Genomic DNA, 15,661 nt, shown 5'->3' with positions numbered 1-15,661 from the left:
GCGGATCGCCGCCGCGCGGGCGCGGCGCGCCTTGAGCGGTACCCTGGGTACGACGTAGGATGCCACCCCCGCGGGCGGTTCCTGCGGGGTCTGTTCTGCAGGTGACCACGTGACGACCAAGAAGACGTTCCGCTCCATCGATCCCGCGACGCTCCCGAAGCATTTCGACTCGCCCGTCGCCGAGCTGCGCCTGGCCGACGTGTGGGAGGCCGACGGGACGTACCGATACGACCCGTCGCGCCCCCGCGAGGAGACGTTCGTCGTCGACACCCCGCCGCCGACCGCCTCGGGCTCGCTGCACATCGGCCACGTCTTCAGCTACACGCACACGGACGTCGTCGTCCGCCAGCGCCGGATGCGCGGCTTCAACATCTTCTACCCGATGGGCTGGGACGACAACGGCCTGCCCACCGAGCGGCGCGTGCAGAACTACTTCCACGTCCGCACGGACGTGCGCACGCCGTACGAGCGCGGCCTGACCTTGCCGCAGGCTTCGCCGGAGACGATCAAGAAGGAGCCGCCGCGCATCGTGTCGCGCCCCAACTTCATCGAGCTCTGCCACAAGGTCACGCGCGAGGACGAGCAGGTCTTCAAGGCGCTCTTCCGCCGGGTGGGCCTCTCGGTCGACTGGCGGCACGAGTACGCCACCATCGATGATCACTGCCGCAGGACGGCGCAGCTGTCGTTCCTGGATCTCCACGGAAAGGGCCACCTCTACTCGGTGTTCGCGCCGACGATGTGGGACGTCGATTTCCAGACCGCGGTCGCCCAGGCGGAGGTCGAGGATCGACCGCAGTCGGGCGCGTTCCACGACATCGCGTTCGCGGTGGAGGGGACGGGCGAGGAGCTCGTCATCGCCACGACGCGCCCGGAGCTGCTCGCGGCCTGCGTCGGCGTCACGGCGCACCCGGAGGACCCGCGGTATCAGCACCTCTTCGGCAAGACGGCGCTCACCCCGATCTTCCGCGCGCCGGTGCCCATCTTCCCGAGCCCGCTCGTGGATCGCGAGAAGGGCACGGGTATCCTGATGGTCTGTACCTTCGGCGACGCGACCGACGTGATCTGGTGGCGGGAGCAGAAGCTCCCGCTCCGGCAGATGCTCGGCAAGAACGGCCGTGTCCTGCCGGTGACGTTCGGCGAGGGCGCGTGGGAGAGCCGCGACCCGGCCGCGGCCAACGCCGCCTATGCGCCGCTCCAGGGCAAGGGGGTGAAGCAGGCGCGCGCGGCGGTGGTCGAGCTGCTCCGCCGCGAGGAGCACGCGGCGGCGCCCGGCAAGGGGCCGGCGCTGCGGGGCGAGCCGAGGCCGATCGAGCGCGCGGTGAAGTTCTACGAGCGGGGCGACCAGCCGCTCGAGTTCGTGCCCACGCGGCAGTGGTTCGTCCGCCTCGCCGACAAGAAGGCCGAGCTCCTCGACTACGGCGAGAAGATCAAGTGGCACCCGGACTACATGCGCCTCCGGTTCCGCAACTGGACCGAGGGGCTCCAGGGCGACTGGTGCATCAGCCGCCAGCGCTATTTCGGCGTGCAGTTCCCGGTCTGGTATCCGCTCGACGCCGAGGGCAACCCGGACCACAGCCGGCCGTTGCTCGCGACGCGCGAGATGCTCCCGGTCGACCCGACGGTCGACGTGCCGCCCGGGTACGAGGCGTCGCAGCGGGACCAGCCGGGCGGCTTCACCGCCGAGTCCGACGTCTTCGACACGTGGTTCACGAGCTCGCTCACGCCGCAGATCAGCTCCCACTGGGGGGACGATCCGGCGCGCCACGCGCGGCTCTTCCCGGCCGATCTGCGGCCGCAGGCCCACGACATCATCCGGACGTGGGCGTTCTACACGATCGCGAAGGCGATGCTGCACGAGTCGTCGGTCCCGTGGCACCACATCGCGATCTCCGGGTGGATCCTCGATCCGGATCGCAAGAAGATGTCGAAGAGCAAGGGCAACGTCGTCACGCCGATGCACCTGCTCGACACGTATTCTTCGGACGCGATCCGCTACTGGTCGGCGAGCGCGCGGCTCGGCACGGACACGGCGTTCGACGAGAAGGTGTTGAAGATCGGCAAGCGGCTCGTCACGAAGATCTGGAATGCGAGCAAGTACGTGCTCAGCCAGTCGGCGGAGGTCCACCCGATCTCCGAGGAGCTCGACCGGGCGCTCTTGCACAAGCTGTCGGCGGTGGTGGAGGACGCGACGCGCTCGTTCGAGGAGCACGAGTTCGCGGCGGCGCTCGAGCGGACCGAGGATTTCTTCTGGCGCTGGTTCACCGACGCGTACCTGGAGCTCGCGAAGGCGCGGGCGCGCGGGGAGGGCGGCGCCGGGGAGGCGGCGCGCGGCTCGGCGGTGGCGGCGCTGCGGCTCGGGCTGTCGGTGCTGCTGCGGCTGTTCGCGCCGGTGCTGCCGTACATCACCGAGGAGGTCTGGCGCTGGGTGTACGCGGAGGAGACGGGCGAGGCCTCGATCCACCGGGCGAAGTGGCCTTCGGCGGCGGATTTCGCGGAGGTCGCGGCGCCTTCGGATCCGGGGCTCCTGGATCTGGCGGCGGCGGCGATGGCGGCGGTCAACAAGCGCAAGAGCGAGCTCGGCGCGAGCGTGGGGCGCGTCGTGGCGGACCTCGCGCTCGGGGCGAACGCCGCGACGCTGGCGCGGCTGAAGCCGGCGCTGGGGGACGTGCTCACGGCGGTGCGCGCGAGCGCGCACGAGCTCGTGGAGCGGCCGGAGCTCGCGGACGGCGAGGTCCTGGTGGTGCGCTGCGAGGTGGAGGCGGCGGCGGCGGCGGCCGGGGCGGGGGAGGCGGCGGCCTCGGAGGCGTAGAGACCCTGTCCGAGGTGGCCCGGCCCTCGTGGAGGGAGCTCGCCGCGCGGGGCGGGCCATCTGGACATCCCCGGCAGCCATCTGGACATGGGGGTGGCCATCTGGACATCCCCGGCGGCCATCTGGACATGGGGGTGGCCATCTGGACATCCCCGGCGGCCATCTGGACATCCCCGGCGGCCATCTGGACATCCCCGGCGGCCATCTGGACACCTCGCGCGTTCCTCTGCGCGTCATTCAGTGCAACACAGCTCGTGTCGCGCGCGTCCTCTGGCCCTGCGCGGTCGGGGCCGGAAGGCACGTCGAGGGCGTGCCGGGACAGCTCCTGAACGACGAGCGCGCTCAGGCGCGAATGACGGCGACCTCGCGGCCGGCGGGGGAGAGCGCGCGCTCGCGGCGCGTGCGCTCGGCGATGGGGGGCTGTCCGGAGCGCTGGTCGAAGAGGAGGAGCCAGCCGCGATCGAGGCCCAGGCCGGCCAGGTACTCGTCGAGCAGGGCGAGCCCCTCGGCGAGGGGATCGGGGCGGCCGTCTCGCCAGACCTTGAGCTCGAGCGCGAGCGTCTCGCCCGCATAACGAACGCAGAGATCCATCCTGCCCCGGCCGATGGCGTACTCGCGCTCGACGGTGCCGCCGCCGTTCACCACGCGGTGGCACGCGGGCGGTCGGGATAGCCGCTGCGGATCTGGCGCACTAGGGAGACGAGCGTCGCGTCGCGCAGGGCGTCGGCCTCGTCGAGGAAGACGACGAGCGGGCGCGGCGCGGCCTGGGCCCAGGCGCGCAGGGCGGCCCCGATGCGCTGACCGGCGGGCGCATCGGGGAACGGTGGCGGCCGCAGGTCGGCGGGGAGCTGCGAGCCGGCGGTGCCGCGCCATTCCGCGAGCATCGCGAGCTCGGCCGCGCCGGGATCGTCAGGGAAGGGCGCGCCGACCTCCGCCGAGACGAGGACGGCCACGTAGCGCCCTTCGGCCGTGAGATCCTGGGCGAGCGTACGCAGCGAGGTCGTCTTGCCGATCTGCCGCGGGGCGTGCAGGACGAAGTAGGCCTTGCGATCGACCAGGTCGCGCACCGCGGGCAAGCGCTCCTCGGCCGGGAGCATGTAGTGATCGGCCGGGTTGCAGGGACCTGCCGTGTTGAACCAGCGCGGCATCGCGGAGGTGAGCCTAAGGGCGGCAGCGCCGGGGGGCCAGCGCGGCGATGCCGGCTGCGTGCGCCCGGTGGCGGCAGATATGCCCGGCGCCCATCTGGGGAGCATGGGCTCGATCACGGCGCGGATGCGCGGCTCGCGCAGCCGCTCTCCCAGGCTGTCGAGGTGCGTGTCCTGCCGCTCGGTGGGATGGCCTCCGCGCGATCGATGTTCGCGGCCGTGATGGATTGCGCGTGACCATCGATGTGCCTGGCCGCTCGTCCACCTCCACGCGTTGAGCTTGGCGCGTGATCCAGGTGCCTGCGATCAGATGGCTCTGGGGGATCGACGTGAGAGGGATCCGGTTGGATCCCCTGGCATGGCGCTGCGGCGCCGCGGGTGAGGCGCTGCGGTGCCGCGAGTGACAGACGTAGGGGCCCGAGGCTCGCGCGGAGTACATTGGAACGGCCATGCACGCTGGCGACGTGGTCGAGGATCGTTTCGAGATCGAGCGGCTCGCCGGCTCCGGCGGCATGGGCGACGTGTACCGCGCGCGCGACCTGGTCTCCGGGCAGGCGGTCGCGCTCAAGGTCTTGCAGGGCGCGAGCGCGACCGATCTGCGACGGTTCGCGCGGGAGGCGGAGGCGCTCGTGACGCTCCGGCTGCCCGGCGTGGTGCAGTACGTGGCGCACGGGGTGACGGGCGCAGGGCAGCCCTACCTGGCCATGGAGTGGCTCGACGGCGTGACGCTGGAGGAGCGGCTCGCCGCCGCGCCGCTCACGCTCGCCGAGAGCGTGGCGCTGGCCGCATGCGTGGCGACGACGCTCGGCGCCGTGCACCGGCTCGGCGTCGTTCATCGCGATCTCAAGCCGAGCAACCTGATGCTCGTGGGCGGCGCGGTCGAGCGCGTCACGCTGCTCGACTTCGGCATCGCGCGCGACCTCCGGCTCGCGCAGACCGTCACGTCGCCCGGCGCGGTGCTCGGCACGCCCGGGTACATGGCCCCCGAGCAGGCGCGCGGCGAGTCGCCGGTCGATGCCCGCGCGGACGTGTTCGCGCTCGGGTGCGTGCTGTTCCAGTGCCTCGCGGGGCGCCCGCCGTTCCTCGGCAATGGCGCGCTCGCGCTCCTGATGAAGGTCGTCCTGGAAGAGCCGCCGCGGCTCCAGGAGCTGCGCGGCGACATCCCGGAGCCGCTCGAGGGCCTGGTGACGCGGATGCTGGCGAAGGCGGCGGGGGAGCGGCCGCGCGACGGCGCCGCCGTCGCGGCGGAGCTCGCGGCCGTGGCCGGCGAGGGGCTGTCGATCGGAGCGAGCGCGGTCGCGGCGCAGGCCGCGCCGGGCGAGGCCATCACCACGGCCGAGCGCAAGGTGATGTGCGTCATCCTGGCCGAAGACGGCGGCGCCGAGGCGGGCGCCACGCTCTCGGAGCACGACGGCGCCGCGCGGGCCGAGGCGCTGCGGGGCATCGCGGCGCGCCACGGCGGGCGCCTCGATCGCCTGCAATCGCGCTGGCTGCTCGTCGCGCTCTCCGGCGCCGAGCCCCCGACGGATCTCGCCGCGCGGGCGGGCCACTGCGCGCTCGCGCTCCGGAAGGTGCTCGGCGCCGTGCCCATGTCCGTCGCGACCGGGTTGACCGAGGTCGAGGGCAAGCTGCCGGTCGGCGAGCTGATCGATCGGGTGGCGCAGCTCATCGCCGAGCGAGGTGGCTCTCCGCCCGGGGAGATCCTGCTCGACGACGCGACGGCCAGCCTGCTCGCGAGCCGCTTCGAGACGGCGCAAGGGCCAGGAGCGCGATGGCTTCGCGGCCCGAAGGAGGAGCCGGACACCATCCCGCGGCTGCTCGGCAAGCCGACGCCCTGCGTGGGGCGCGAGCGCGAGCTCTCGCAGCTCGCGACCGAGTGGCGCCACTGCGTCGACGAGCCCTCCGCGAACGCGGTGGTCGTCGTGGGCGCTCCCGGCCTCGGCAAGTCGCGCCTCGCCTGGGAGTTCCTCCGCGCCCTCGAGGAGCGGGGCGAAGCCGCCGAGGTCTGGATCGGCCGGGCCGACCCGGTGGCCGCCGGGTCGGCGTTCGGCCTGCTCGCGCGGGCGCTCCGCCGCGCCATGGGCATCCGCGACGGCGAGCCGCTGGAGGTGCGGCGGCGCAAGGTGCTCGCCCGCGTCGAGCGGCTCGACCGGCTCGGGGACGAGGGCGCGCGCGTGGCGGCGTTCCTCGGCGAGCTCGTGGGGGCGGCGTTCCCCGGCGACGGCGATGCGCAGCTCCGGGCGGCGCGGCAGAGCCCGATGCTGATGAGCGACCGGCTGCGCGAGGCGTTCGAGGACTTCGTGCGGGCCGAGTGCCAGCGGAAGCCGGTGCTGCTGGTGCTGGAGGACCTGCACTGGGGCGACCTGCCCACGGTGACCCTGGTCGACGCCGCGCTCCGGCACGCGAGGGACCTGCCGTTCTTCGTGCTGGCGCTCGCGCGCCCGGAGGTCGACGAGCTCTTTCCTGCGCTGTGGAGCGAGCGCAACGGGTTGCGGATCCGCCTCGCGCCGCTGCCTCTGCGCGCGAGCGAGCGGCTGGTGCGCGAGGTGCTCGGCGACGGCGTGGGCGCCGAGCAGGTGGAGGAGCTGCTCGCGCGCGCCGAGGGCAACGCGTTCGTGCTGGAGGAGCAGATCCGGGCGGTCGCCGAGGGCCGGAGCGCCGGCATTCCCGAGACGGCGCTGGCGATGGTGCAGGCGCGGCTGGAGGCGCTGGACGTCGAGGAGCGGCGCGTGCTGCGGGCGGCGAGCGTCTTCGGCGAGACGTTCTGGGAGGGCGGGGCCAGGGCCCTCGTGGGCGGCGCGCCGGTGGCGCCGCGGCTCGGCGAGCTCGCGCGGCGGGAGCTCGTGGTGCGGCGCCATGAAGGGCGCGTCGCCGGCGAGGTGGAGTACGGGTTCCGCCACGCCCTCGTGCGGGAGGCGGCCTACGGCATGCTCACCGAGCGCGATCGCCGGGTCGGGCACGCGCTCGCGGGCGACTGGCTGGAGCGCGCCGGGGTCGCGGACGCCATGGCGCTGGCGGAGCACTTCGAGATCGGCGGCGCGCCGGCGCGGGCGGCGGAGGCGTACCTGCGCGCGGCCGAGGAGTCGCTGCGCGGCAGCGATCTCGCCACGGCGATCGCGCGGGCCGACCGCGGCATCGACTGCGGCGCGGCCGGGGACACCGCGGGCCGGCTCCGCGGCGTCCAGGCCGAAGCCCATCTGTGGCGCGGCGACCTCGACCTCGCCGTCGAGCGAGCCCTCGAGGCGAGCCAGCGCATCGAGCGCGGCACGACGGCATGGTTCTCGATCATCAGCCAGGTGGTCATCGCCGCGTCCAAGCTGGGATGGCTCGACGAGATCGAGCGCTGGATGAGCGCGGCGGCGGAGACTCCGGCTGCAGGCGACGCGCAGCGCGTCAGGCTCATCTGCCTTGCCGACGGCGGGGCCGTCCTGATCCTGGGGGGGCGTTATGCCGAAGGGGGTGCTCTGATCGAGACCGTCGAGCGCGCTCTGGCACGCGCGGAGATACGAGATGTCGAGGTGGATGCGCACCTCCATCAGACGCGGTCCTACCTCGCCATATGTGCTGGTGATCTGGGCGCCGGCGTGAGCGGCCTGGAGGCTGCGGCGCCGGCGTTCGAGCGAGCCGGCGATCATCGCAACGCTTGCAACACGCGCGCGAATCTCGGGGCCGTCTATGCGGAGCTCGGCGACTTCGAGCGGGCGGAGTCGATGCTGCGCGCCGCGCTGGCGGAGGCCGATCGGATGCACCTGCACGACATGAGGTTCGCGGCGGAGATGAACCTCGCGCAGGTCCTCGCGTGTCGCGGTCAGCTGGTCGAGGCGCGGGGGCTCGCCGAGTCCGCCGCGACGTCGAGCCGGCGAGCGGGGGTGGTGCGCACCGAGCTGATTGCCCGTTGCTACCTGGCGAAGATCGCCCTCGTCAGCGGCGATCTCGACGTCGCCGAGCGCGAGGCGCGCGCCGCGGTGGCGCTCGCGCCGGGCGCACCGACGTTCGCAGTGCAGGCCTCTGCCGTCCTGGCCCGCGCGCTGCTCGGGCTCGGGCGAACCGACGAGGCGATGCGGGCTGCCGCCGAGGCGAGCTCGCAGCTTTCGGAGTTCGGCACCCTCGAAGAGGGCGAGTCCCTCGTCCGCCTGACCTATGCCGAGGCGCTCGCAGCGAGCGGCCGGCAGGCCGAGGCGAGCGCCGCCATCGCGTCGGCCAGGGCCGCGCTGCTCGCGCGCGCCGACAAGCTCAGCGACCCGACCTGGCGCGAGCGCTTCCTCCGCGACGTTCCGGACAACGCCCGCACGCTGAAGCTCGCGCGGCAGTGGCTCGGCGGCTGAGCGGCGCGCAAGGGCTCACGGGTCGACCTCTCCGTGCGCTCGCCGGCGGTGGTGATTGCCAGCTCCTATGTCGTGTTCACGGGGTTACGTCGTGCCTGCGCGTAGGACGTTCGGTGCCGCCCCGAGAGAACACACGCGGGGGCTCACACGCAGTACATAAGCACGGCGATGCGCGCAGCGGACGTGGTCGAGGATCGGTTCGAGATCGAGCGGCTCGCCGGCTCGGGCGGCATGGGCGACGTGTACCGCGCGCGCGACCGGGTTTCCGGGCAGGCGGTGGCGCTCAAGGTGCTGCAGAGCGCGAACGTGCGCGACCTGAGCCGGCTGTTGCGGGAGGCAGAGGCGCTCGCCGCGCTCCGGCTGCCGGGGGTCGTGCAGTACGTGGCGCACGGGGTAACCGGCGCCGGACGTCCGTACCTGGCGATGGAGTGGCTCGACGGCGTGACGCTGGAGGAGCGGCTCGCCGGAGGGCCGCTCTCGATCGCCGAGAGCGCGACCCTGGCGGCGCACGTGGCGACGACGCTCGGCGCGGTCCACCGGCTCGGCGTCGTTCACCGCGACCTGAAGCCGAGCAACCTGATGCTCGTGGGCGGCGCCATCGAGCGCGCCACCCTGCTCGACTTCGGCATCGCGCGCGACCTCCGGCTCGCGCGGAGCCTGACGGCGCCCGGGGCGATCCTCGGCACGCCCGGCTACATGGCCCCCGAGCAGGCGCGCGGCGAGTCGCCGGTCGATGCCCGCGCCGACGTGTTCGCGCTCGGCTGCATGCTGTTCGAGTGCCTCGCGGGGCGCCCGCCGTTCCTGGGCGACAACGCCCTCTCGCTGATGATGAAGGTCGTCCTCGAGGATCCGCCGCGGCTCGGTGAGCTCCGCGACGGTATCCCGGAGCCGCTCGAGCGCCTCGTGGCCCGGATGCTCTCGAAACCGCCGGGGCACCGTCCGCGCGACGGCGCCGCTGTCGCCGAGGAGCTCGCCGCCCTGGCGCAGGTAGGGCTCCCCGCCGGCGCGCACGACGCCGCAGCGGGCCCGCACGAGGCCGCAGCGTCGCCCGCGCCGCGCGCGGAGATCACCACCGCGGAGCGCCGGGTCATGTGCGTCATCCTGGCCGCCGAAGGCAGCGCGGAGGCGGACGCCACGCTCTCCGAGGCCGAGGGCGCCGCGCGAACCGAGGCGCTGCGCCAGGTCGCGGCGCGCCACGGCGGGCGCCTCGAGCTCCTGCAGTCGCAGTGGCTGCTCGTCGCGCTGTCCGGCGCCGAGGCCCCGACGGATCTCGCCGCGCGCGCGGCCCAGTGCGCGCTCGCCCTGCGCGCAGAGCTCGGGGGCGTTCCGGTGTCCGTCGCCACAGGGATGGCCGAGGTCGCCGGGCGCCTGCCGGTCGGCGCGCTGATCGACCGCGTCGTGCAGCTCTTCCCGAAGCGCCCCCCAGCGCCGGAGTCCGGCGTCCGGCTCGACAGCGCGACGGCGGGCCTGCTCGCCAGGTCCTTCGACATGGCGCAGGTGGACGAAGGCGCGTGGCTCCGTGGCCCGAAGGAGGAGCCGGACACCGTCCCGCGGCTCCTCGGCAAGCCGACGCCGTGCGTGGGGCGAGAGCGCGAGCTCGCGCTGCTCGAGGCCGAGTGGCGCCACGCCGTGGATGAGCCCTCCGCGAGCGCCGTCGTCGTCGTGGGCGCTCCGGGGATCGGCAAGTCGCGCCTCGCCTGGGAGTTCCTCCGCGAGCGGAGCGAGCCCGCCGAGGTCTGGGTCGGCAGGGCCGATCCGATGGCGGCCGGCTCCGCGTTCGGCCTGCTCGCCCAGGCGCTCCGCCGCGCCATGGGCATCCTCGACGACGAGCCGCTCGAGGTGCGCCGTCGCAAGGTGCTCGCCCGCGTCGAGCGGCTCGGCGCGCTCGGGGCCAAGGCCCCGCACGTCGCGGCGTTCCTCGGCGAGCTCGTGGGGGCGAAGTTCCCCGACGCGGGCGATGTGCAGCTGCATACGGCCCGGCAGAGCCCGATGCTGATGAGCGACCGCCTCCGCGAGGCGTTCGAGGACTTCGTCTGGGCCGAATGCCAGCGGAAGCCGGTGATCCTCGTGCTGGAGGATCTGCATTGGGGCGACCTGCCCACGGTGACCCTCGTCGACGCTGCGCTCCGGCGCGCCGGGCGCCTGCCGTTCTTCGTGCTGGCGCTCGCCCGTCCCGAGGTTCACGAGCTCTTCCCCACGCTCTGGAGCGAGCGTCACGGTCTCCGGCTCCGCCTTGCGCCGCTGCCCCGGCGCGCGGGCGAGCGGCTCGTCCGGGAGGTGCTCGGCGACGCCGTCGACGCCGACCAGGTCGACAAGCTCCTCGCGCGCGCCGAGGGCAACGCGTTCGTGCTGGAGGAGCAGATCCGCGCGGTCGCCGAGGGCCGGAGCGCGGGCCTGCCCGAGACGGCGCTGGCGATGGTGCAGGCGCGGCTGGAGGCGCTGGACGTCGAGGAGCGGCGCGTACTGCGGGCCGCGAGCGTCTTTGGCGAGACGTTCTGGGAGGGCGGGGCCAGGGCCCTGGTGGGCGGGGTGCCTGTGGCGTGGCTCCTCGCCGAGCTCGCGCGCCGCGAGCTCATCCGGCGGCGGCCCCAGCCGCGCATCGCGGGCGAGGTGGAGTACGAGTTCCGGCACGCGCTGGTGCGGGAGGCCGCGTACGAGATGCTCACCGAGCGCGACCGGCGCGTCGGTCACGGCCTCGCGGGCGACTGGCTGGACCGGGCCGGAGGCGCCGACGCCATGGCGCTGGCGGAGCACTTCGAGATCGGCGGCGCGCCGGCGCGGGCGGCGGAGGCGTACCTGCGCGCGGCCGACGAGGCGCTCCGGGGCGGCGACCTCGCCGCGGTGATCGCGCGGGCCGACCGCGGCATCGGCTGCGGGGCGGCGCCGGAGGTCGCCGGCAGGCTCCGCCGGGCTCAGGCCGAGGCGCACCTCTGGCGCGCTGATATCTCCAGGGCCCTGGACCGGGGCCTCGAGGCGGCCGAGCGGCTCGAGCGCGGCTCGACGGAGTGGTTTTCTGCCGTCACGCAGGTGGTCTTTGCGTCGTACAAACTGGGCAGGTTCGACGACGCCGAGCGCTGGATGAGCGTGGTCGCGAGCACTGCCGCCATGGCCGACGCGGAGAGCGTCAAGCTCATCTGTCTTGCGGACGGCGCAGCGGTGCTGTCGATGGTGGGTCGCTACGCAGAAGGGCGCGCGCTGCTCGATATCGTCGAGCGCGCCTATGCGAGCACCGACGCGCTCGACGTCGAGGCGGCCGCGCACCTTCACGAGGCGCGCGCTGCTCATGCCGTCTGCACGGGCGATCTCGTCGCCGGCGCGGACGGCATGGAAGCCGCGAGCCGTGCCTACGAGCAGGCCGGCGATCACCGCAACGCATGCAGCACACGCGTCAACTCGGGCAGCATCTACGCCGAGCTCGGCGATCTCACGAGGGCGGAGTCGATGCTGCGCGCAGCGCTGGCGGAGGCTGACCGGATGCACCTGCAGGAGCTGAAGCTCTTCGCGGAGGCGTGCCTCGCGCAGGTCCTCGCGTCGCGCGGTCAGCTGGCCGAGGCGCGGTCGCTGGCCGAGTCGGCCGCGGCGTCGAGCCGGCAAGCGGGGCTGGTGCGCATGGAGCTCTCTGCGCGCTGCTACCTTGCGAAGATCTCCCTCGCCGCCGGCGACCTCGAGGCCGCCGAGCGCGAAGCGCGCGCCGCGGCGGCGTCGTCGCAGAGCGCCCCGACGCTCGGCGTCACGGCGTACGCGGTCCTGGCGCGCGCGCTGCTGGGCCTCGGTCGCGTCGACGAGGCGGTCACGACGGCCGCCGAGGCGAGCTCCATGCTGGAGTCGTTCGGCACCCTGGAAGAGGGCGAGTCGCTGGTCCGGCTGGCGTACGCCGAGGCGCTCGCCGCGAGCGGCAGGCGCGCCGAGGCGATGGCGGCGATCGCGTCCGCCAGGGCCGCGCTGCTCGCGCGCGCCGACAAGCTCAGCGACCCGACCTGGCGGGAGCGCTTCCTCCGCGACGTTCCGGACAACGCCCGCACGCTCGATCTCGCGCGGCAGTGGCTCGGCGGCTGAGCTGCACATGAGGGCTCACAGGTCGACCTCTCCGTCTCTCCGTACGCTCGCCGGCGCTGGTGATGTCGAGCTCCTGCCCGTGTCGTCACGAGACCGCTGTTATCGGCGGGCGAGGCCGAGGCCGGGCAGAAAGCGCCCCACCTTCGCGCAGTAGGCGGCGTAGGCCTCGCCGTGGGTGCGGAGCAGATAGGGCTCCTCGACCACGCGGACCTGCAGCTCGATCGCGGCGACCAGCGCCACGAACGAGGCGAGCGCAGCGGCGTTCGGGAGGATGAGCGCCATCCCGAGCGCCGCCAGCATCATGAAGCTGAAGATGGGGTTCCGCACCAGGGCAAACGGCCCTCGGGTCACGAGGCTCGTGCGCTCCGCCTCGCTCACGCCGATGCGCCACGACGCCCCCATCGCCCCCTGGGACCACAACGTGCCGAGGATCCCCGCGAGGGTCGCGACGGCCCCGAGCCCGACGACGACGAGGCCAGGCGCGGCGAGCGGCCCGATCCAGCCGGCGAGCTCCGCGACCGGGGCGGCCAGGCCGAGGAGCATCGCGACCGCGAAGAGCACGCCGCCGATCCAGGGCAGCGATCCCGGCGGCCCCGAGATGCCGCGGAACCCCGTCGATCCAGTCGCGCGGCGCTGCCGGAGCGACCGCCATCCGAACGCGAGCGCCATGTAGACGCCGTACAGAGCGAGGGCGAACCAGGGACGACTCATCTCAAACTCCCATCTTGCCATTCAACCGGGTTGCAGAGGGATGGCCACCGAGGGCGGACAAGGCCCGCGTGGAGGTGGCTTAGCTGAGATCAGGCCCTGATGACGACGACCTCGCGACCGGCGGGGGTCGACGCGTGCTCGCGGCGCGTCCGCTCGGCGATGGGGGGCTGTCCGGAGCGCTGATCGAAGAGGATGAGCCAGCCGCGCTGAAGCCCCAGCCCGGCGAGGTACTCGTCGAGCTGGACGAGCCCCTCGGCGAGGGGATCGGGGCGGCCATCGCGCCAGACCTTGAGCTCGATCGCGAGCGTCTCGCCGGCGTAACGGACGCAGAGGTCCATCCGGCCCCGACCGATGGCGTACTCGCGCTCGATCGTGCCGCCGCCGTTCACGACGCGGTGGAGGAAGGCCATGACGACGAGGTGCGGCGCGATCTCGTGATAAGGCGCGGCGCCGAGGAGCGGCTCGCCGTGCTGGCGCCAGAAGGAGAGAAAGGCGTCGAGGAGGCGATCGGCGTCGAGGCGGCCATCGGGGGTGAGCCAGGTCGCCGGGATACGAGGTAGCGAGTCGCGCACGCCGCTCGCGAGCTGGCGTACGATGATCTCGCGGTAGATGGGGTTGGCGATGACGAGGCCGCCCTCCGCCGCGCGGCGCAAGAGGCCCAGATCGACGGCGAATCGCCGGTCGTCTTCGGGCACGTCGCCGAGGGTGCCGCCGGCGAGCATGGGCTCGATCACGGCGCGGATGCGCGGCTCGCGCAGCCGCTCGACAAGGCTGTCGAGGTGCGTGTCCTGCCGCTCGATGAGGATCTCCTTGGCGCGATCGACGTCCGCGGCGGTGATGGGCTGCGCGCGATCCTTGACCAGGACATCGACGAGCTGGCGGGCGAGCGCGTTGACGAGCCACGGCTGGCCCTGGGTGAGCTCGAAGGCGCGATCCACCGCGCTCGAGTCGAAGCTCTGGCCCGTCTCGGCCGTGTGCTGGGCATAAAGGGCGGCGACCTCGTCGCGGGTGAAGTTGCGCAGCGTGAGCGACTCGACCTTGATGTTGAACGGGCTCGATGTGCCGAGTCGGTCGCCGCCGCCGGAGGCGACCTTGTAGTCGCGCACGTCGCGCAGGCCGACGAGCGCGAGCGCGTGCGGGAAGCCGTGCGGGCGACCTGGATAGCCGCTCCGGAGCTGGCGCAGGACGGAGATGAGCGTGATGTCCCGCAGGGCGTCGATCTCGTCGAGGAAGACGACGAGCGGCCGCGGCGCCGCCTGAGCCCAGACCCCGAGCGCGGCGCCGATACGCTCGCCAGGGGGCGCGTCCGGGAAGGGGGGCGGCTGCAGCTCGGACGGAAGCTGCCAACCTGCGATGCGGCGCCACGCCGCGAGCACGGCGAGCTCTGCCGCACCGAGGTCGTCCGGAAAAGGGGCTCCGACCTCCATCGTGACAAGGATCGCCACGTAACGCCCTTCGCGTGTGAGCGCCTGGGCGAGCGTCAGCAGCGAGGTCGTCTTCCCGATCTGCCGCGGTGCGTGCAGAACGAAGTAGGCTTTGCGGTCGATGAGGTCGCGTATCCCCGGCAGGCGCTCCTCGGGCGGGAGCATGTAGTGATCGGCCGGATCGCAGGGGCCTGCCGTGTTGAACCAGCGGGGCATCGCAACGCGAGTCTAGAGAGCGGAGCGCGAGGTGGCCAGCGTGCCCCGGCGGCGGCGTCCGCTCGTCGTTCGCGCCGCCGTCACTTCGTGGCGAGCTTCGTCAGGTCGAGCATTTCGTCCACGTCCGGCAGCACCACCAGGTCGCACCGGCGGTTCTTCTGCTTGCCGGCCGGCGTGGTGTTGTCCGCCACGGGGTCCGTCTCCCCGAACCCGGCCGCGCTCCAGTGCCGCGTCGGCAGCCGGCCCTCCTTGCCGATGAGGAACAGCAGCACGGACCGCGCCCGCATCAGCGAAAGCCCCCAGTTGTCGAAGAACGGGCCGTTCTTGTACGGCTGGCTGTCCGTGTGCCCGGCGACCTGGTAGTCGCGATCGACCAGCGACTTGTCGCCCCGGATGACGTCCGCGATCTTCTTCAGGATCTCCTGGCCCTCCTTGCTCAGGGTGTCCTTGCCAGAGTCGAACAGCACGTCCCCGGGCAGCGAGATGACCATCCGGTTCCTGCGGACCCGGACCTCCAGGCCGAGCTTGGTCAGCTCCTCGAGCTTCCTCCGGAGCAGGTCGAACCGCGCCTGGATCGCCTCCAGCTGCTTCGCGCGCGCCTGGTACTCCGCCAGCGCCTTCTCGCGATCCTCCAGCGTCGAGCTCATCTTCGAGATGTCGGCGCCCTGGTCCGCGAGCTTCTTCTCGAGCTCCTCGACGCGCTGCTTCGCGTCGGCGAGCTCCTTCTCGAGCTCCGCCTCCCTCTTCTGGCTCCGGTTCTGGAGGTCGTTGTACTTGGCGAGCTGCGCCTTCCACTCCTGCTCGGAGTGGCCGCAGCCCGCGGCGAACAGCGACGACAGCACGAGGGGTAGTGCAATGAGTGTCCGGTTCATGAGCGCTTTCTCCATGGCTCCGTCCCGCGGAGCGGGATGCTGCGGGCAGGAGCCTCGCTCAGCTCCGCCGAGAGATCCAGAGGAGAGGACGGCGAGATCCGCC

The 15,661-nt window shown here is 73.1% G+C and carries 6 protein-coding genes and 1 pseudogene; 3 read left to right on the top strand and 4 right to left on the bottom strand.

What is annotated here, in order from left to right; genetic code table 11:
* The first annotated feature begins 109 nt into the window (after positions 1-109).
* Entirely contained in the window at positions 110-2,809 is a 2,700-nt protein-coding gene (valS, locus tag WME83_RS31450) for a valine--tRNA ligase (protein ID WP_437313395.1), read from the top strand.
* Positions 2,810-3,151: 342 nt separating this feature from the next.
* Here valS and WME83_RS31445 read toward each other — a convergent pair.
* A pseudogene (locus WME83_RS31445) lies at positions 3,152-3,957 on the bottom strand (ATP-binding protein).
* A gap of 446 nt (positions 3,958-4,403) precedes the next feature.
* Here WME83_RS31445 and WME83_RS31440 point away from each other — a divergent pair.
* Both WME83_RS31440 and WME83_RS31435 read left to right on the top strand, forming a co-directional pair.
* Positions 4,404-8,279: a protein kinase domain-containing protein gene (locus WME83_RS31440; protein ID WP_437313394.1), complete on the top strand. Its 3,876-nt coding sequence runs from the start codon at positions 4,404-4,406 to the stop codon at positions 8,277-8,279.
* 168 nt (positions 8,280-8,447) lie between these two features.
* Positions 8,448-12,335, top strand: a complete 3,888-nt coding sequence (locus tag WME83_RS31435; protein ID WP_437313393.1) for a protein kinase domain-containing protein — start codon at positions 8,448-8,450, stop codon at positions 12,333-12,335.
* Between the two features lie 99 nt (positions 12,336-12,434).
* On the opposite strand, the gene WME83_RS31430 is transcribed toward WME83_RS31435, so the two are convergent.
* The 3 genes from WME83_RS31430 to WME83_RS31420 all read right to left on the bottom strand — a co-directional run bounded on the left by WME83_RS31430 (position 12,435) and on the right by WME83_RS31420 (position 15,528).
* Complete coding sequence (locus WME83_RS31430) at positions 12,435-13,046, bottom strand: methyltransferase family protein (protein WP_437313392.1); 612 nt, start codon at positions 13,044-13,046, stop codon at positions 12,435-12,437.
* A gap of 89 nt (positions 13,047-13,135) precedes the next feature.
* Positions 13,136-14,686, bottom strand: a complete 1,551-nt coding sequence (locus WME83_RS31425; protein ID WP_437313391.1) for an ATP-binding protein — start codon at positions 14,684-14,686, stop codon at positions 13,136-13,138.
* Between the two features lie 80 nt (positions 14,687-14,766).
* The gene (locus WME83_RS31420; protein ID WP_437313390.1) at positions 14,767-15,528 is read right to left on the bottom strand and encodes an OmpA family protein; all 762 of its coding nucleotides are present in this window, start codon (positions 15,526-15,528) and stop codon (positions 14,767-14,769) included.
* Positions 15,529-15,661 lie beyond the last annotated feature (133 nt).

The organism is Sorangium sp. So ce385, from assembly GCF_051474135.1.
Classification (GTDB): Bacteria; Myxococcota_A; Polyangia; order Polyangiales; family Polyangiaceae; genus Sorangium; species Sorangium cellulosum_D.
Note: the sequence above shows the minus strand (reverse complement) of the source record. Positions and strands in the feature narration are given on the sequence as shown.

What these genes read in the sequence shown, in the direction of transcription:
- WME83_RS31440 (WP_437313394.1), top strand. Translation starts at nt 4,404, where the DNA reads ATGCACGCTGGCGACGTGGTCGAGGATCGTTTCGAGATCGAGCGGCTC.
- WME83_RS31435 (WP_437313393.1), top strand. Translation starts at nt 8,448, where the DNA reads ATGCGCGCAGCGGACGTGGTCGAGGATCGGTTCGAGATCGAGCGGCTC.
- WME83_RS31430 (WP_437313392.1), bottom strand. Translation starts at nt 13,046, where the DNA reads ATGAGTCGTCCCTGGTTCGCCCTCGCTCTGTACGGCGTCTACATGGCG.
- WME83_RS31425 (WP_437313391.1), bottom strand. Translation starts at nt 14,686, where the DNA reads ATGCCCCGCTGGTTCAACACGGCAGGCCCCTGCGATCCGGCCGATCAC.